The 17788-nt window shown below is 42.7% G+C and carries 13 protein-coding genes and 1 other RNA gene; 4 read left to right on the forward strand and 10 right to left on the reverse strand.

Annotated features, from left to right (window positions below):
• The first annotated feature begins 264 nt into the window (after positions 1-264).
• Positions 265-855 carry a recombinase family protein gene (locus tag BIW15_RS13790; protein ID WP_025506639.1) on the forward strand — a complete coding sequence of 197 codons (591 nt, stop codon included), beginning with the start codon at positions 265-267 and terminating at the stop codon, positions 853-855.
• A 329-nt stretch (positions 856-1184) separates the two neighbouring features.
• Here BIW15_RS13790 and drt2 read toward each other — a convergent pair whose 3' ends face one another.
• The 4 genes from drt2 to BIW15_RS13810 all read right to left on the reverse strand — a co-directional run bounded on the left by drt2 (position 1185) and on the right by BIW15_RS13810 (position 7391).
• Positions 1185-2495 (reverse strand): antiviral reverse transcriptase Drt2, encoded by a 1311-nt coding sequence (gene drt2 / locus BIW15_RS13795; protein ID WP_025506640.1) that lies wholly within the window; start codon positions 2493-2495, stop codon positions 1185-1187.
• Positions 2496-3115: 620 nt separating this feature from the next.
• On the reverse strand, positions 3116-4111 hold the full coding sequence (locus BIW15_RS13800; protein ID WP_143694963.1) for a hypothetical protein: 996 nt from the start codon (positions 4109-4111) through the stop codon (positions 3116-3118).
• A gap of 2 nt (positions 4112-4113) precedes the next feature.
• A complete protein-coding gene (locus tag BIW15_RS13805) occupies positions 4114-5901 on the reverse strand; it encodes a restriction endonuclease subunit S (protein WP_179115290.1) in 1788 nt (595 codons plus the stop codon).
• Positions 5901-7391 carry an N-6 DNA methylase gene (locus BIW15_RS13810; RefSeq protein ID WP_077281178.1) on the reverse strand — a complete coding sequence of 497 codons (1491 nt, stop codon included), beginning with the start codon at positions 7389-7391 and terminating at the stop codon, positions 5901-5903. Before BIW15_RS13810 ends, BIW15_RS13805 begins: the two co-directional genes overlap by 1 nt.
• A 163-nt stretch (positions 7392-7554) precedes the next feature.
• Between BIW15_RS13810 and BIW15_RS13815 the strand changes: the two genes are divergently transcribed.
• Positions 7555-7953 carry a hypothetical protein gene (locus BIW15_RS13815; protein ID WP_011079925.1) on the forward strand — a complete coding sequence of 133 codons (399 nt, stop codon included), beginning with the start codon at positions 7555-7557 and terminating at the stop codon, positions 7951-7953.
• A gap of 167 nt (positions 7954-8120) precedes the next feature.
• Here BIW15_RS13815 and BIW15_RS13825 read toward each other — a convergent pair whose 3' ends face one another.
• Positions 8121-8270, reverse strand: coding sequence for a hypothetical protein (locus BIW15_RS13825; RefSeq protein ID WP_017790133.1), 150 nt, complete (start codon positions 8268-8270; stop codon positions 8121-8123).
• A gap of 74 nt (positions 8271-8344) precedes the next feature.
• On the opposite strand from BIW15_RS13825, the gene BIW15_RS13830 reads away from it, so the two are divergent.
• Positions 8345-8719 (forward strand): elongation factor Ts, encoded by a 375-nt coding sequence (locus tag BIW15_RS13830; RefSeq protein WP_077281179.1) that lies wholly within the window; start codon positions 8345-8347, stop codon positions 8717-8719.
• A gap of 665 nt (positions 8720-9384) precedes the next feature.
• Entirely contained in the window at positions 9385-10047 is a 663-nt protein-coding gene (locus BIW15_RS13845) for a site-specific DNA-methyltransferase (RefSeq protein WP_025506815.1), read from the forward strand.
• 61 nt (positions 10048-10108) lie between these two features.
• On the opposite strand, the gene hsdR is transcribed toward BIW15_RS13845, so the two are convergent.
• From hsdR to ssrA, 5 genes are all read right to left on the reverse strand, one after another.
• Positions 10109-12553 carry an EcoAI/FtnUII family type I restriction enzme subunit R gene (hsdR, locus tag BIW15_RS13850; RefSeq protein WP_025507010.1) on the reverse strand — a complete coding sequence of 815 codons (2445 nt, stop codon included), beginning with the start codon at positions 12551-12553 and terminating at the stop codon, positions 10109-10111.
• 167 nt (positions 12554-12720) lie between these two features.
• Complete coding sequence (locus BIW15_RS13855) at positions 12721-15141, reverse strand: DEAD/DEAH box helicase (RefSeq protein ID WP_025506825.1); 2421 nt, start codon at positions 15139-15141, stop codon at positions 12721-12723.
• Positions 15142-15278: 137 nt separating this feature from the next.
• The gene (locus BIW15_RS13860) at positions 15279-15557 is read right to left on the reverse strand and encodes an AlpA family transcriptional regulator (RefSeq protein ID WP_077281181.1); all 279 of its coding nucleotides are present in this window, start codon (positions 15555-15557) and stop codon (positions 15279-15281) included.
• A gap of 398 nt (positions 15558-15955) precedes the next feature.
• A complete protein-coding gene (locus BIW15_RS13865) occupies positions 15956-17182 on the reverse strand; it encodes an integrase domain-containing protein (protein WP_025506822.1) in 1227 nt (408 codons plus the stop codon).
• Positions 17183-17365: 183 nt separating this feature from the next.
• Positions 17366-17733: a transfer-messenger RNA gene (ssrA, locus tag BIW15_RS13870) on the reverse strand.
• Positions 17734-17788: the final 55 nt, after the last annotated feature.

Consider the following 17788-nt stretch of genomic DNA (forward strand, 5'->3'; position numbering starts at 1 on the left):
ATTTAGAGTAATGATTTTTATCTATGCGTAATAATTTATTTACTCGATTTTTATTAAGGCAAAGGTGGTTTGCCTTAATTATCGACTTAACTAGTCAACTTTAGCGAGATGTAAACACCCCTGTAGTATCAACAAACATCCGTTTTCTGATACCAGACGGGAATGAAGTGTTTGCGGTCTCATAAAGTAGGGTTCGGATTTTTATGACACCTAGCAGGTTGATGATACCAATTGTGATGCCAAAAGGAGTGAGTAGTGAATAGTATTGGACGGACATTCGCTTATTGTCGTGTATCGACTAGTGAGCAAACTGTGTCAAATCAGATCTTAGCTATCAGAAATGCTGGCTACGATATTCAAGAACACCGAATTGTCCATGAAACAGTTTCTGGTAGTGTGCCTGCAACAGAACGACGTGAGTTCAAAATGTTGATTGAGCATAAACTAGAGCCAGGGGACAAACTAGTTGTACTTAAGCTTGATCGACTTGGAAGAGATAACATCGATGTTCAGCATACGATCAGTATGCTGTTAGAAAAAGGTGTTACGCCAATTTCTCTGGATCTGCCGACCGCTGATCTAAGCTCGGCGGAGGGACGATTGATGCTGCAAATGTTCTCAGCATTTGCTGAATTTGAGCGAAACCGTATTCGAGAGCGGACATTGGAAGGGCAGGCTAGGGCTAAATCTGAGGGTAAGCGGATTGGGCGACCAGAAGCCATCAGTACAACTCAAAAAGTTCAAGAATGTAGATCAAGGGGACTGAGCCAATCTAAGACAGCAAATGCTCTAGGCATCTCCGTCCCCACGGTTAAGCGGCATTGGAACAAGCGGCTAACTGAAAGAGTTCAATGAGAACAATGTTCCATGATACCGAGAGGCGGAGATCTACCAGTCAGTAGTAGTTATCAGCTAAGAGGTTTAAACGATATTGTAAGAACCTTGTTCTCGCTAGCTTATCGAATAATACCAAGTTCTCTCGCCGACATTCAGTAGAAGTCTTATCTTTCGCTAGTTTTGAGTAAGCTGCTAATTGATGTCTGATAATCATATCGAGAATGAACTGCTCTTTACTCAGAACAATGTTCTTATGGTAACCCTAAAATAGTAAAGATTGGTTATTTGAATAATTAATAAAAAACAGAAGCATAATAAATATGTTCTAATTACTGGTATCCGTCTCGTTATTTGCTTATTTCGTCTTGAAGCCGTTGCCATAGAGGCTTCAATTGTCTTTTGATACTTTTTGAGTTCATAATCTTGGCTGCTCGGTAGCCGTATGAGAGGAAGTTTCTTCTTCCTCTGTAAGAATACAGGCGATGGAGCTTTCTCTTGTAAAGCTGATTCTGTTCTGGTTCGCCTTTACTTTTACGTATTCTGTTCTCTTTCTCCATCGTTTTCTTGGCCAATTTAACACCGCCTTTCATTTTTTCTGAGTAGCGAGCGAGGGCTGTAGAACGAAGAAAGATAGAATGTCCATCGAATAAGAAACCTAGATATTGAAGCGGTTTCTGTTTGCCAAATTCGTCAAATGAGCAAAGTTGTCCATTATGGAATTTAAAATCTCTGATTTCTGTTTTATCGCTGTTTATCTGTACCTTTAGTGCTGTAATTTTACTATTAGCCAGCTTCTCAACAGTATCTCGATACTCTGATGGAACAATAAACAGCATATCGTCACAATATCTAAAGTACTTTCCTCCGATAGAGTCAACATAATTCTTCATGTGTTTATCAAATGAGAACATGTAGATGTTAGAAAGTAATGCGCTGATTGGAGAGCCTTGAGGAATGCCCATAGCACCATTTGGGTTTGGGTTTATCAAACCAGAACCACGAACTTTTTCTCTGAATTCAAGTGGGGTACAGACGCGATTTCTTCCATTCGCTTTTTGGTTGTATTGAGATATACCAAACGTTTTGAAAAGCTCATCTCGTTCGACAGTCGAAAACTTGGTTAGAGATCGAAAAACGTTGTAGTGATCTTTTGGAAGGTGTTTGACTTGGAGTAGTTTACTCCATTCTTCTTTTAGAATTCGATGGTCAAGAGTGTTAAAAAACTTAGAAAAATCGAGAGCGATAACTGAACACTCTTTCATTTTACGTATGTAATTAAAAGCATCGTCCGCGAAATGGATATTACTTTTTCCATCAAGCTTTCTAAATGCTAAAACCGATTCATGTAGTCCTGATTTTTCAACTTTTTGTTCGTATAAATTAGATAGTTGATTAGCGTAGTAAGCATAAATATGGCTATCTATATGAGAAGAGTATGCTACCTCTCTTGGCTTTGGCTTGCGGTAAAGTTTACCCGTAGAAGTATCTCTATCAAGTTTAGTTAGCTGGAAACTGTAGGAGATAAAAGGGAAAAATGCGTGCCTGGCAACAGATGTTGTACTCGTTACGATCTTTTCTGCTTTTGTTCCAGATACAGGTACATCAAAGTGAAGGTAATTTCGTTTTGTATACCAGAGTGGAGCGGACACCTTTTTCATACTTTGAGCGCACAAGTTCTAGCAAAACCCAAGAGGAGTGGACATGCGGCCTTTCCGTATATCCCCTTGGGCTTTAACTAACTGGCCTAACCAATCATCTGGCCCCGAAAGGCACTCGCCGCGATCTATTAGAAATGATGTATAATGTAATCTGCGATGGAGACTATATGATGATAATCGTACACCTCATGACAATGTTGTTGTCTTGGCTCCGCAAGCGCAACGGTATTGACAATCTGTCACAAACCTCCACGCCTTTCGCGTGAAGCTCCGACAGCATATTGATTTTTATATATGCAATCAAGTCTTTATTGGTGTCTTGTTTCTCATCACTTGCTGCTTTATGTTTCTTGTGTGGTTAGACTTTCTCAGTCGCCTTTGCTTGAAAATGAGCTTGAAATTTCCTATCCACTCTAATTTTCATAACAGAGAACAATGTTCTCTGAGTAACGAGTTGAGTAACAGGGTATTGGTGAGCTGGCTATTGATACTGCGAGAACACTGTTCTCGCTCAAATTATCAAAATCTAAAGATTGAGTATTTGATTAACAAATAAAAAATGCTTCGAGGAGAACTATGTTCTACTCAAAGCTTGTTACTTGAGACTTTGACTAACAGAATCAGTCTACTTTCTCTACAACCATGCCACTTTGCTCTGCAAAGTGAATCAATCGAGTGATATTGCTGAGGCTCCACTGGTTGGTGATGGCTATCACTTCATCGTTAGGCAACGTAATCAGCGCGTCTTCATCGCTGTGGAAGCGGCGAATTCTACCTTGAGGGATTTCATCCGCTAGGATGGCAATGCGTCGTCTTACTGGTTCGTTAAATGCGTTGAGCACATCATTCAGGCTTTGCGGCTGATGCTTCTCAATCCAGTCAGTGACTAACGCTAGGGCTAGGTGACGCTTTTTATAGGTATGACCGTTATAGCGATACTCTGAGTAATCTTTTTCGCCTTTTTGAACGCTTGTGCGCTGCTCGGCACGCTTCTCGCGGAACTTCACCTGGTACTCTTCTACCTCGGGTACAGGGATGATCTGTTCTGCATTGATCAATACATCTTCTTTGTAGCGATAGGGCGTGAGGCGCACACAACTGATATCGATACCTTTATCACGCAGCCACAAGACAGAGGTGGTTAGTTCTTTACCGAAGTCTGCTGATGCTAGAACGATTCGAACATCGTTACCAAAGTCATCCAGGCTGTTTTCATCCAGATCGACAAACTCCAGAATTGCTTCGCGGGCATCAATCTCTTGGCCTTCTTTCTTCAGGTACTGGGCATAGTAGTCACATGCTTTATCGAACGTCATGGTAGAGATCATCGCGGCATAGCGTAGCGCTTGCAGCTCCATATGCGCACCGATTTCATCCCGCTTAAGCTCGATGACGACTAAGTTGGCATTCTTGTCGATGGCTAACAAGTCAATACGGCGACGGCTGTCTTCCCAGTCAGAAAATTCCTCTGATATCACCACGCAATCAGGGGCGATGGCATCAATACAGCCTTTCAGCGCTTCTTGCAAATCGTGCCGTTCTTGCAGCCCTTCGGCTGCAAAGGTGGTCGGTGTCAGTGCGGTGAGGTTTTTATTGGCGATATTGTACAGGCTCATAGTTACACCGCTTGTTCGATCACACTATCAGTAAATTGGAAATGTGCATGCTTTCCTTTTTCTAAAGAAAGTTTGAGCTTATCGCATAGATCAATTAGCTCCTCTACTTTCTTCGCAATCAGAGTCTGTTCTCTAATGGGGGGGAGTGGGATTGGTGCCATTTTCAACTTGTCTTGAGATATGTTCATTTGACTTTCTGCCATGCCAGATTTAGATGATTCCAGATACTCTGAAGTAGCCCCCGCGTTTAGACACAGCGAAACGAAGTTGTTAGACATCCCAAGTTCTATTAGGTGAAAGCGAATAATTTTATCTGAGATCATAAGCTTAGGCCTTGTGGTTTGAACCAAGCAAGAGACTCCTACTCTGTTTTTGGGGCCTGCTCTAGTAATCAAAATATCTCCATTCTTTACCTCATATTGAGGTCGAGGTTCCTTGGAGGAGCTGAGAACTTTATTTTCATATTCTCTATACTCCATATTCTGAACGGCAGTTGTTTTAAGTACACCCCAAGTTTCGTGGTTTGGAGATGCCTCTGGTGGACAAGCTGGACTCCAACCAGCATCCATTTCACTAATTAATGAGTTCAAGTGACACCACTCCCACCCACTCGGCAGTTCAAACGGCTTTTCATCTTCAGAGATCGGTGGCAGCGCTTTTTGCTTTTTGATTTTCTTCTCTTTGACTAACTGTGCTTTTTCTTCCGCAATTCTTTTCAGTAACTCAGCAGCAGGTTCATCACTTGGATCTTGTGGAACCAGCTTACCCATCACCGCCAGTTGTAGGATGGTTTGCTTAAGCTGGTCGATGCTTTCTTCAGTGGTGAATAGGGTATCGAAATGCTCACTGATTCGCGCCCAGTTTTGCATTAACTCGTCAGCATCGGCAGAGTTAGTGAGTGTGTCTAACAGAGTTGTTACCAGCACTTGATGCGCTTCGATACTGGCTTCAGTTTGTTGCTCTAGCTGGTCGCAGAGCGCCATGAGTTCATCGACTTTATCAGCAATGTACTCCTGTTCTTCGAGTGGAGGAATCGGAATACAGGTATGTTTTATAGAGTTCAACGATAATTTGGGTTGAGCCATTTGGTTTACCGCATCATTGAACTGTCTCGTTACAAAGCTGGATTGCAAAACAGTTACTAGGTATTTTTTTGAAAGGCCACTGAACACTAGTTTTGCAGCATTTTCTGTTAGACTCATACCATCAAGGTGAGGTGGGATTGTACCAACAGCCCCAATCGTACCTGCTATCGTGACGTAGACATCTCCAGTATTAATTGTGTATCGAGATATTTGCTTAAAAACTTCTTCTGAAATATAGCGTAGGTCTGATTCATCTATAGATTGGTTCTTCATGTCAGTAACACGAAGATAAACGAAATCAGTTGGTTGTTCTGAGAGTTTATATCCTTTAGGAACTCGTTTACCTCCCAATACATGCGCTACTTGCCCAACACATATGGTCTCCCAGTGCAATGGGAAGCCTTTTGCCCTATCAGAAGAATAGGTTTCTTTATCTCCACGGATATTCCTTTCTTTGGACAAATTAAATTTTGCAACTATCGCATCTTCAACGCTTTTCTTCGCACTTCCTTTGAAATCTAGGCTTGCCGTGAGTTTCCCTTGGATTGCTAGTTCGATAATGAGTTCACGTAGCTTTTTAATTCCATAAAGCTCTAGCTTCTTGCTGCTACCGCGGCCAGAGATCGATTTGGTCTTAACTGCGGAAGTCCAAATATCAATATGTTCGGTGATTAGCTTATTCATAGGAGATTGGTCGGCTGCCATTATTGTTCTCCACCTTGCTTTTTACCTTGAATGGTAGAGCTAAGAGCATCACCGAGAATGCTTTTCAGTTGATCACGCAGTGCTTTGATGTCTTGTTGTTGCTGCTGATAGTTAGCCAGTAACTCTTCAGGATCATGGCTGACGACTTCGTCCTGATAAGGATTTTTAATATCAAGGTTAAAATTGCGCTCGATAATATCTTCAATCGACACTTTCCAAGCTTGCTTGGTCTCGGTGCGGCTAGCGAATCCATCGGCCTCGTTACCCCACCAATCGATCTCTTGCTGGAATTCCTCAAACTTCATTGGTTTGGTTTTGCTGTAGTTCTTCACGCCTTCTGGGTAGGGGTGCTCATAGAACCACACTTCTTTGGTCGGTTGGCCTTTGGTAAAGAACAGTATGTTGGTCTTAATGCCCGTGTATGGGTTGAACACGCCATTAGGTAAGCGAACAATCGTGTGCAGGTTACACTCTTCCGTCAGCATCTTTTTGATTTTGGTTTTTACGCCTTCACCAAACAAGGTGCCATCAGGTAGTACCACACCAGCGCGACCATCTTTATCCAATACTTCGACAATAAGCTGCAAGAACAGGTCAGCCGTTTCACGAGTCTGCATTTCGGCAGGGAAGTTTTTTTCAATCCCATCCTCTTCTGTACCGCCAAAAGGTGGGTTTGTCGCAATCACATTGATATTGCTGTCCCAGTTTGAAAGCGGCTTGTTAAGCGTGTTGCCGTGCTTGATCTGCACGGGGACTTCGATGCCGTGGAGCATCATATTGGTGATACACAGCAAATGTGGCAGTTGTTTCTTCTCTACACCATGAATTTGCTTTTGCAGCGTTTGGTGGTCGGCTGCACTGGTCACGTAGTTCTCTTTAACGTGATCGAATGAGCAAGCTAGGAATCCACCCGTGCCGCAGGCGGGATCCATAATTTGTTCGCCTAGCTTTGGATCCAGTCTGTTTACGATAAAGCGGGTTACTGCACGAGGGGTGTAGAACTCACCCGCATTACCTGCGCTTTGTAGGTCGCGTAGGATTTGCTCGTAGATATCACCAAACAGGTGACGTTCTTTAGAGTCAGTAAAGTCGATTTCGTTGAGCTTGTTAATCACTTGGCGAAGCAGTGTGCCATTTTTCATGTAGTTGAAGGCGTCACTAAATGCTTCTTTCACCACAAAACCACGTGGGTTGGTGTCTTTCGGTGCGGTTAGGTTTTTTAACGTCGGGAATAGGTCATCATTGATGAACTCCAGCAGCTCATCACCTGTAATGCCTTGGTTATCTGCCGCCCAGTTGCGCCATAGGTACTTGGCTGGGATGGGGTCGCGGTAATCATCTAACTCGAACTCTAGTTCTTCCTCTTGAGCATCAAACACTTTAAGGAATAAAAGCCACGACATTTGACCTAGACGCTGCGCGTCACCATCAACACCCGCATCTTTACGCATGATGTCTTGAATAGACTTGATAACTGAACTGATTGACATGAAGTTCTACTACTAAATGACTGAAAAAATTGAGGCAGATTATAGCAGAAATGGATCGAAGAAAATGAACTTATCGCTATGAAACTATGTTTGTAATTGTGGTTTAATAATGAATCAGTGATATAAATGAAATAATAAAAAATATAACCAGGTTGTCTAGAAAATGAAGGTTGAGTGTCCCCATTGTCACACTGACAATGTTATTGAATATGCAGAGAATATCTCGTGTGAGAAGTGTGAAAAAAGCTTCAAAGGCTTTAAATTTAGTAAACGGAAACTGGTGTCTGCCAGTACGGCATTGGTCGTGGGCGTGGTTGGTGGCTATAAGGTGAATGGTGCTTTTGATGAAGAGCGTTACCCATTAGAAGTAGAGTATGCCATCGTTGATACCTGCATAAACTCGTCAAAAAATATGGTGTCGGTGAGTTGGTATGAGAGTAAGCGAGAAACGTGTTTATGCGCTCTTTCACAAACAGAAAAGTCCGTGCCGTATTCCGATTACAAATCTGATCAAAACTTGTTTTTAAGTAACTTCAAGCTGAATGCAAGAAGTTGTTCATAATAGAAAAATGAGGCAGCTAGACTGCCTCATTTATATCTAATGTGTTTAGCGTTTAGGTGTGTTGCCACGACCTTTGCCTGAAGGTTTGCCAGTTGTGCTTGGGTAGTTTGGATTACCTTTCGGCGCAGTTTTTGGTGCAGAACTTGGTTTTGCCATGATGGTTACTCCTATTTACCTTGTTTTTGGTTGTTGGCAGCAGCGCGTTGAGCGCGGGCAGCGAACGAATCTTTAGAGACTTGTCCGCCATTTTGTTTTGCTTGATTCGCTTGAATGCGAGCAGCGGCTTCTGGGGTCATTGGTGCTTTGTTTTTAGACATAGTATTTTCCTTTTCGTTTATGAATGATTGTCTCCGCTGAGACCATTGCATAGTAACTAGTAGGGTAGGGACAAATGGGGACAACCCAAAAACAAAAGCAAATTCGAACTATGTTGGATGCGTTAGGCTGGAGCCATAAGCAACTGGCCGATGTATTATATGAAGAGCTTTATTGCTCTGAGTATGAGGAGCTTCATGATGTAGATCCCGAGGCTGTGAGCAAATTTCAACAGACGTTAAAAAAACAACTTCAACGTCCTTCTACACCAGAAGATAGGCTAGAACAGTACGTAAAAATCGTATCAGAACACCCAGAGTTTATTGCTTTGGGATTGGGAGTTGTTGTGCCTAAATACGTAGGACACACATGTTTAAATCAATGCCTTATAGATGGGCTTTCCGAGATCTCCAACACACTAGATAATGAAAATGAATGCATAGATGCTTAATATGTTAAATAATGTGTAAGTTATGAAATTGTTTTAGGTGGGAAATATTAGGGGGGCGCTGTGTACAAGGGGCATTGGTACGATGTTGTGGGAAAAGAGAGAACGGATCTTCGAGCTATGAGCCTTGATTTCGACTCATTAAAGTTGGCTATAGATGAAGCAATGAGCGTTTTGCCTGATACAAAACTGATCGTAATTAATGAGAATTTAGGCTGGGGTCTTATCTCTATCGAGGAAACCAAGCGGATGCTAATTTGTAAGGACTAGAAAGTTACCTTGCTATGCAGCTAAAACGAACTTTGTTGCTTTCCTCACTGTTTGATTTATAAGCAGCCCGTATCATAAAGCGTCTATGATACTTAAAGAGGTGCTTTGCATGACTTGCAGTTGTTGTAACAAACGTTTGAACGTAGGAATGATACACAAGAGAGACCCCCACACGGGCCAAAAATTTAAGTCCTGCCCCCATTGTTCTGATGCAAATGGAGGAGAGCATGTTTTTCATCCCTATCCATCGTCCTTTGGCAAAACTCCTGCTAGAGTGACGGCTAGGAACCCCGAAGGCTACCAGAGCTACTGTATCGATTGTCGCCGCCTAAATAAAGGTGAGCTATCTCATACATATATGAATGGAAAAACGTGCAGTAGTCTTGTTTAGGAATCGAATGAATTTATCCCAAGATGATGCAGTAAACTGGCTATCAATGCTCGATTCTGCGAGCGTTGATTTGCTAATAACAGATCCACCTTATGAATCTCTAGAGAAACACCGAAAGATCGGTACGACAACAAGACTTAAAGTCAGTAAGTCCTCAAGCAATCAATGGTTTGAGATATTCCCAAATGCAAGATTTGAAGAGCTACTACACGAAGTTTATCGTGTGCTCAAAAAGAATGCACATTTCTACCTTTTCTGCGATCAAGAAACGATGTTCGTCATTAAACCGATTGCGGAAAAAGTAGGCTTTAAATTCTGGAAACCAATTATCTGGGACAAGGTTAGTATTGGTATGGGTTACCATTACCGTGCTCGACACGAATACATACTGTTTTTTGAAAAGGGCAAGAGGAAGCTTAATGATTTGAGCATACCTGACATACTGACTCATAAACGGGTCTATAGAGGGTATCCAACTGAAAAGCCAGTAAGTCTCTTGGAAGTTCTGGTCGCTCAAAGTAGCAGAGAAGGCGAGCTAGTTGTTGATCCGTTTTTTGGCTCTGGCTCGACCTTGGTTGCAGCTAAAAACTTGAATCGTCGGTTTAAAGGGAACGATATTTCCCCGTCTGCCCATGAACACATCCGCCAGCGTATGGATTTTGGAACTTAAAAGGCGAATAAAGTTAACGGCTACCTGAAGGTAGCCGAGTAGCAATGCGGGGTAGTGGTGATTAGGCTGATTGATAAATCTCAGCTTCCAATTCAGAAATCGCTTCTAAGTATTGCTCTCTACCACCAAAGCACTTTTTGACGATTTCAGCAGGGCGTCCCATCTCGTCAAAAGGCTTAACTTTGAGTACATGAATATTTTCAATCTCTTGAACGCCTTTGTCTGCGTACTTGTCCAGTAGGTTGTTCAACACCTGCTGAGCCGTTTCACCGTACTTAGTGAAGTAGTTGCGCTTTTTGACGTTGTCAGCGCGTTCTTTTCTGGTGAGTGCTGGTTGGTCATACACGACATGACAAATCATGTCGAATGGATCGAGATCTTTGCCGACTTCCAGCTCTAACGCTTCCCAGATGATGCCTTCCTCTGCCAGTTCATCAATGATTGCTTGCTTTTTATCGGCATCTTGCCAGCGCTTAACGAAGTCATCCATTGAGGTGAACTGTTTTGCCATCGTCTTGCGGGTATAGTCTTTGAACGATTCGGTTACGAGTTTACCGTCGGAATCGTAGTATTGAACACGTTCGGCAATGGCTTTCACCGTTACACCGTTGACATGGAACTTTCTAACTCGATTTTCATCCTGCCAATCATCATCGGAATTGCTACCGTCAGAAGGAGATGAACCTGAGTCGTATGGAGCTTCTGATTCATGGATGCTTTCAGGGTCAATATCTTCCCCTTCAAATGGATTATGTTGTTCAAGTTCATCCTCACCATCGATGATCTCATCGAGTCCTTCATCGGTTTCGAAGTCTTCGGGTCTTGTTTCTTTAACTCGCTCGGGGACACCATCAAAGCGCTCATCAGCGAACAGTTCAGTCGCCTTTTTGAAGTCAAGAATGGTAAACCATAGCTTTCCGTAACGATCATCGATACGAGTACCGCGACCGATAATCTGCTTAAACTTGGTCATCGACTGAATGCCCTGGTCAAGAACAACCAGTTTGCAAGTTTTTGCATCGACACCTGTTGTCATAAGTTCTGAGGTGGTTGCGATAACAGGGTAAGCCTTTTTGGGGCTGATGAAGTTATCAAGCTGAGCTTTGCCGATTTCATCATCACCAGTAATTTTCATTACGTATTTTTCATTTTTAGCAACTTGCTCAGGGTTGCAGTTGATTAGTGCTCGTCGCATACGTTCTGCATGGTCAATGTCATTGCAGAAAACAATGGTTTTCGCCATCGGGTCGGTGCGCTTGAGGTAGCTGGTGATGGTCTGTGCAACCAGTTCTGTTCGCTCATCAATGACCATAGTTCTGTCGAAGTCTTTCTGGTTATAGATTCTGTCTTCGATGACTTCACCATGTTTATCGACTTGTCCTTTGGTTGGTCGCCAACCTTGTAAATCTACATCGATATCTACACGCACAACTTTGTAAGGGGCTAAGAAACCGTCTTCAATACCTTGCTTTAGAGAGTAGGTATAAATGGCATCGCCAAAGTACTCGGTGTTAGACACGATATCGGTTTCTTTCGGTGTCGCGGTTAGCCCTATTTGAGTCGCTGAACCGAAATACTCAAGAATCTCGCGCCATGCACTGTCCTCAGCGGCACTGCCACGATGGCACTCGTCAACGACAATAAGATCAAAGAAATCAGGATCGACCTGTTTGTATGCTTTTTGGTGCTCTTCTGGGCCAGTCAAAGCTTGATACAGAGCTAGGTGGATTTCGTAAGCGGGATCGACTGTTCGACCAGTGACTTTGGTCATAGCGGGGCCAAACGGCTGGAAATCGTTCCTCTTAGTTTGATCGACCAGAACGTTTCTGTCCGCCAAAAACAGGATGCGTTTTTTGGCTCGGGACTTCCACAGTCGCCAAATAATCTGGAATGCAGTGTAAGTTTTACCCGTACCTGTTGCCATAACCAAGAGTACACGGTTTTGTCCTGCTGCGACCGCTTCCACAGTTTTGTTTATCGCCTGTAGCTGATAGTAGCGCGGAGACTTACCGCTACCATCATCATGGTAATCTTGAGTAATAACTGGAAGGTGCTCGGTTTTATAGCCTTTCCAAACGCAGTACTTGTCCCACAGTTGCTGAGGTGTTGGGAAGTCTTCAAGTCGAATTTCAGTTTCGAGTTGAGCTGGGTTGGTTTTGTCGTGGAAGATAAAACCGTCGCCATTTGAGGCAAAGACAAAAGGGACTTCAAGTAAGCTGGCGTAATCTAGACCTTGTTGCATACCTTTGCCGATTTCATGCTTATTCGCTTTTGCTTCGACAACGGCTAGAGGCATACTCGGTTTGTGGTAAAGGACGATGTCCGCAGACTTAACCTTTTTCCTCGCCGCTGCCTGACCACGAACAATGACCTTACCGTCACGCAGTTTTACCTCTTGACGGATTTGAGACATATCATCCCACCCCGCATCTTTGATAGCAGGAAGAATGAATTTCGTGATGATGTCGGTTTCAGATAGCTTTGATTTATTGATTGTCGATTCCATGCGATTAGCCAGCTCAGTACAAATGCATTTCATGACTATACCAAAGGATGCATAAAAGCAGAAAAGATACTGACTTATCAGTGAAGTGGGTAACGGTATGCATGAAATACCAGATGCTATTCGTGGAAATAGTTATCCCGTTATGCAATAGCATAACGGGAAGTCAGTTAAGCAACGATATCTAGAGACTCGGTACTTAATCTAGTGTAGCTACGCGCCCTTTGAGTCAGAGAGATTTTCGCTTTATTTGTTGTTCCGCTAAATCTACCGATTTCAAAACCCAGAGACTTCATGAGTTGCCCAAAATACAGCATCTTTTTATTTGTCGTGCTGTTTTCGTTGAGTGATAGTGGGATGTGAGTATCTTTGTGCAGTGTCCAATTGACTAAGTCCCGATTTTCGATCATCAGATTAACAAACCCCAAAATCTGCTCCCTATGGATCATGATAGAAGGTGATTGAGAATTAAGCTGGTGTCCGTTGAACAGACCCTCATTGATTAAATTCGCCAAGCGGCGATATGTTGAGTACTTGCTGTTATCTTCGTTTGGCGCTGGAACAGAAAATAGCTTGTCGAAGAGCTTTCTGTTCTTAGAAAACAGGAAATGAAACTCGACATCCTCTTTCGTGACTTCAGTCAAATGATAGTAGCTTTTGATTGTATGCTTCGAGATGGCTGCGTTGTCACTGGCTGTGCGCTTATCAGCCATCATAAGCCGCTTCACGTCATGCTGGGTTAAATCGACAGATTGCATAATGGCGTTGACCAACGCCTCTCTGTAAGCTTTTAAATATTGCTTGTTCGTTTTAGACCCACAGCTCTGTGAGTACACTGAGGATGGTAGCGGATCAACATGAAAGCCGAGTTCCTTCAATGTTAGCCATAGATGTAGCCCCAGAGGTGCGGTGAACTGTGATTTCACGTTACCGAATGCAATCTCTAGGTGGTCTGTTGGCGCTGAGTGAATATTCGCATTGTAGACTCTTGCCCTTGTCGGGCGGCAGAAGAAGTCTTGATGGGCATCTACGGTGAAACAAATCTCCTTTGCTTTACGGAATCGACGTGCGAAGTTAACTAGTTCAAATGGATTTAGTGTTTTGTCACAGAATACGACAACTCTATTGGCAAAGTTTTTGACGATTGAGAAGCCTGACCCTAGACAGGGAGAAGCGATAATCGCTTTGTATTTGGAGATTTCTTCATTCGGGTTAGCCAGAAAAGCACGTTGTGCGTCCATTCCTTTATTCTCCCCGTGAATGACTAGCACACCGTCGTTTAGAGCCGCAGTCTCACTATCTAAACCTTGTTTGTCCTCATAACCAAGTTGTTTAACTACTCCTCGAAGTGTCACTAGCGAGTCAAAGAGAAACACCTTGTCCTCCAACAATTTGGACTTGAGATCATCCTGACTATAAAGATACTGATTTTTATCTGTGATAACTGCTTCAATTCCCAGATATGGGTTTTTGTCGCACTGGATTAAAGTCACGTCACCTCGTAAATCCTTCAAGAAGCCTAAACTAATATCGGAAAGATCAGCATCGCCCACAATGACTTGTGGAATGGAGCGAATAATCTCAGACAAGCAATGAAAGACGCGTTGTTTAGGCATTTGTAGTGAATGCTCCGAACACACGACAGTTGAAATTACTTTCTCAAACTCATCAATAATCAAGGTATCAGCATTGTGGCAATATGCTTGGATATGTGCTTTCCACACACTATTGACGACTAATCCCATCGCTTTCGACTGTTCAAGCTGAGTTAAGTTTTGAGTGGTATAGCTGACCGCATGATTTTGAATGCAGTATTGTTCTACTAAAGCCATCAGGTGAGAAAGATATACCACGGATTTATTGTTTTGCTCAGCTAGCTGAGTAATAGGGCCAAAGACGTGTTTCGTTTTACCAGTCCCTGTTGCAGATTTAATCGCAAGGGTTCGCTCATTGGCTAGCGCTTCACACACTTCTGGACAGTCGAGAGTTGAAGTACGGATTGTTTTCGTCGGCGTTCTAAGCTTCATAAAATCTTGAACTGACGAATGATAGTGGTGTAGCTGTAGTTCAAGGCAATCTAAAACTTTGCTTAGGAAATTATTGTCTTTGTGAAGACAGAAACGGTAAGTTCTCAAGCATGATTTAGCATCGGAACAGATCAGAGGAATTGTACGGACTAGTTTTTTAGCTAGCCAGTCAATGATTTCGTCACCCCGCATGCCGCAATTCGTCAACTGATAGCAAAGAGATAGATACTGGATTGTATCGTTGTAGTCTTTCAGACAGTAGAGTCGCTTTGACGCTAAATCATAAAGATCACACCTAGCATGGCGATAATTAATCATCATGAAATCTACAGCTTGATCAGGGAGCTTTTTTGAATCAATGATTAACTTGATGCTATTGAAGCCAGCATCACGGTAATAGCGGATAACTTCAGCCAGGTTGTTTTTGTCGTTGCGAACAGCAACGACCCTGTACTTGTCATGATCGAAGCTTAGAGACTCGCCGCTAAGAATAGCGACTGAGCAGGACTCTGTTGAACGAACCAGTGTATGTTCTGAGGCTTGAGATTGCGCGATAACGTTCATTTATTCTTATTCCTAGTAGAACGTAAAAGTGCAAAGTTTCTAAGTAATATATATAACTAAAGAACTCTGCACTTTTACCAGCATGCTAAAGCATGCAGTAAACAATTGATTTATTTGTGCTTAGTGAGAGTTTTTAGTTATGCGGCTAGTGCATAGAGACTGTTGTCGAAAAGAGACTGTCTTTGCTCAACAAGATGAGAAACGGTTTGATGTAGATCTTTGCCTAGTGCCATGGCTGCGATAATGGCATCGACCTCATGAGACAAGAAACCAACAGAGTTTGCACCAAGGGGAATTGAAGGTGGAAATGTTCCATCGTTAATTTTGCGGTGGAGAGTCGCTCTTGAGAAGGGTACGCGTTGTAGAACGTCAGGTTTACGTACGATTTTTAGAAGAGGAGTTGTATTTACAGACATAACGATAACCTATGTTAATTCATGTCTAGCACCGCCTTCATATTCTAATACTTACACTGATCCACTGAAATTTAACTTCAGCAAAGTAATAATAACCTAGGACTGAAACCTTTATGTTGGTAACAGCCTCACCCTTCGCAACAGGAGGGAAGGTGTTGTGTATGTAATAAAATAAAGAAGTCTTAAAAAAAGACTCAGAAAATTAAGTTAGTGCTAAAACAATAAAAAATAGTTAAACCGAAGTTTAACGAGCATAAGGCTGTTGCCGCGGAGCGGACTTTAAATGTCTGTTTCCTATGTAAAAATTAAATATTTAGACGCGATTTAAAATAATGCGGGTGATTCTCATCGTCAATACAAAAACACCCGCATCTTATTGAAAGTGTGATTTGTATCACTTATTTTGATGGTTTGGCTATTGTGTTGGTGTTTTTAGAAGCATCAAGTATGAAGTTGCTCCACCATTCCATTATCTTACGACGCTCCTGAAGGTACTCAGCATTGTTGTAGATGTCACGAATCGTGTTCTTGTCTACGTGTGCTAGACACAGCTCAATAGCATCTTTGTTGAAGCCCTGTTCGTTGAGCGCTGTACTGCCGATTGAGCGTATACCATGGCTCACCAGCTTTCCTGCCATACCTGCACGTTTCATTGCGGCGTTGATACTTTGACTGTTCATGTGTTTGTCTGCTGAGCTAGCGCTTGGGAAAACATATCGTTGACCGAATGATATAGGCTTCATAAAGTTCAATAGCTGTAATGCAGCGTCTGAAAGAGGGATCTTATGGTCACGTTTCATTTTCATTTTATCTCGACCAATGATCCAAAGCCTGTTTTCGAAATCTATCTCATTCCATTCGGCTCTAGTGCACTCATTTGGGCGAGTTAGCGTGTGAAGCTGAAACTCAAAGGCACAACGAGTAGTAAGCTTGATATTTGCCAATGACATTTTTTGCATAAGAATATTTAGCTCATCAGGCTTTATCGTAAGCATGTGTTCAGCTTTTGGCTTTTTGAAAGCTTTCGAGATTTTTTCGAGCCGATTGACTTCAACTTTGCCGCAGTGATGTGCATACGTCATAATCTCGTTCAAGCGCTGACAGACGCGTCTTACTGTTTCTAAAGCTCCTTTCGCTTCACAAGGCCGTAATGTTTGAATCACTGTTGGAGCACTTAATTCGCTAACTGGCATATTTCCTAAGTTAGGGAAAATATGAAGCTCAAGAGAGCGCCAAATGTCATCTGCATAATCATCTGATACATCATGCTTCTTCACTTCAAACCATTCTTCAGCGACAGCTCTTAATGTGTGAGACTGTGCTATCTGAGTATTAAAACGTTGGTTATCTCTGTGAGTCTTAGGATCTACACCCTCTGCTACCAACTGTCGCATGTCTCTTGTTTTTTCTCTCGCGGACGCGAGAGTGATGTCAGGAAATGCACCAAGACTGATGTTCTTACGTTTTTTAGTAGTTGGATGGATATAGTTGAAAATCCAAAGTTTTGCGCCATTGGGCTTTACACGTAAGTACAGACCATTGCCATCGGCAAGCGAATATTCTTTCTCTAAGGGCTTAGCTTTGGTTACTTGAGTCGGTGATAAGGGCTTGATTTGCTTAGCCATTTTAATAGTTCCTTTCTGATGTAACACTAATTTGTGTTGTTATTGGTTAGTGTTACGCAGAATGTTACTAAATGACTGAGATTAAGTGAATCTCGATGAGACGCCCTGAACCACTTAAAGCTAGATAGGACAAGGGTTTAGAAAAGAAAACGGGACGTCCTGAGACGTCCCGTTACTAGTGATTGGTGGAGCTGGCGGGAGTTGAACCCGCGTCCGAAAACCGTTCATCATTGGTACTACATGCTTAGTCGATCTTTAAATTCACCATCCACCTGCGAACCGACACGCTAATGAATGACTATCCTGAATTATAATTCGCCGTTCATCTCTCAGGCGGGAGAATCCGGGCTAGCGCGTTTGGGTTTGATCTCTCGTTATTCCCCGTCTTACGTGCGGAAGCTAGGGCGAGAGAGCTCTGAGCAGGGTATTAAGCTGCTAGTGCGTAGTTTTCGTCGTTTGCGACTATTTTTTTGCGGTTTGTTAACGAGGCCTACCGCACCTCGGCATGCACCTCAGACTTCTGAATTCCCGTCGAATCCTAAATCAGCCCCAAGGTATGATTCGCATAGTAACAGAAAAGACTTAGCTGTCCAGCACTATGCGTTT

Source organism: Vibrio sp. SALL6, assembly GCF_002002385.1.
GTDB lineage: Bacteria > Pseudomonadota > Gammaproteobacteria > Enterobacterales > Vibrionaceae > Vibrio > Vibrio parahaemolyticus.

Bases quoted from the DNA above. Each gene is read 5' to 3' on its own strand.
- BIW15_RS13830 (WP_077281179.1), top strand. From the start codon at position 8,345: ATGGGGACAACCCAAAAACAAAAGCAAATTCGAACTATGTTGGATGCG.
- BIW15_RS13825 (WP_017790133.1), bottom strand. From the start codon at position 8,270: ATGTCTAAAAACAAAGCACCAATGACCCCAGAAGCCGCTGCTCGCATT.
- BIW15_RS13810 (WP_077281178.1), bottom strand. From the start codon at position 7,391: ATGTCAATCAGTTCAGTTATCAAGTCTATTCAAGACATCATGCGTAAA.
- BIW15_RS13845 (WP_025506815.1), top strand. From the start codon at position 9,385: ATGAATTTATCCCAAGATGATGCAGTAAACTGGCTATCAATGCTCGAT.
- BIW15_RS13815 (WP_011079925.1), top strand. From the start codon at position 7,555: ATGAAGGTTGAGTGTCCCCATTGTCACACTGACAATGTTATTGAATAT.
- hsdR (WP_025507010.1), bottom strand. From the start codon at position 12,553: ATGGAATCGACAATCAATAAATCAAAGCTATCTGAAACCGACATCATC.
- BIW15_RS13805 (WP_179115290.1), bottom strand. From the start codon at position 5,901: ATGGCAGCCGACCAATCTCCTATGAATAAGCTAATCACCGAACATATT.
- BIW15_RS13855 (WP_025506825.1), bottom strand. From the start codon at position 15,141: ATGAACGTTATCGCGCAATCTCAAGCCTCAGAACATACACTGGTTCGT.
- BIW15_RS13800 (WP_143694963.1), bottom strand. From the start codon at position 4,111: ATGAGCCTGTACAATATCGCCAATAAAAACCTCACCGCACTGACACCG.
- BIW15_RS13865 (WP_025506822.1), bottom strand. From the start codon at position 17,182: ATGGCTAAGCAAATCAAGCCCTTATCACCGACTCAAGTAACCAAAGCT.
- drt2 (WP_025506640.1), bottom strand. From the start codon at position 2,495: ATGAAAAAGGTGTCCGCTCCACTCTGGTATACAAAACGAAATTACCTT.
- BIW15_RS13860 (WP_077281181.1), bottom strand. From the start codon at position 15,557: ATGTCTGTAAATACAACTCCTCTTCTAAAAATCGTACGTAAACCTGAC.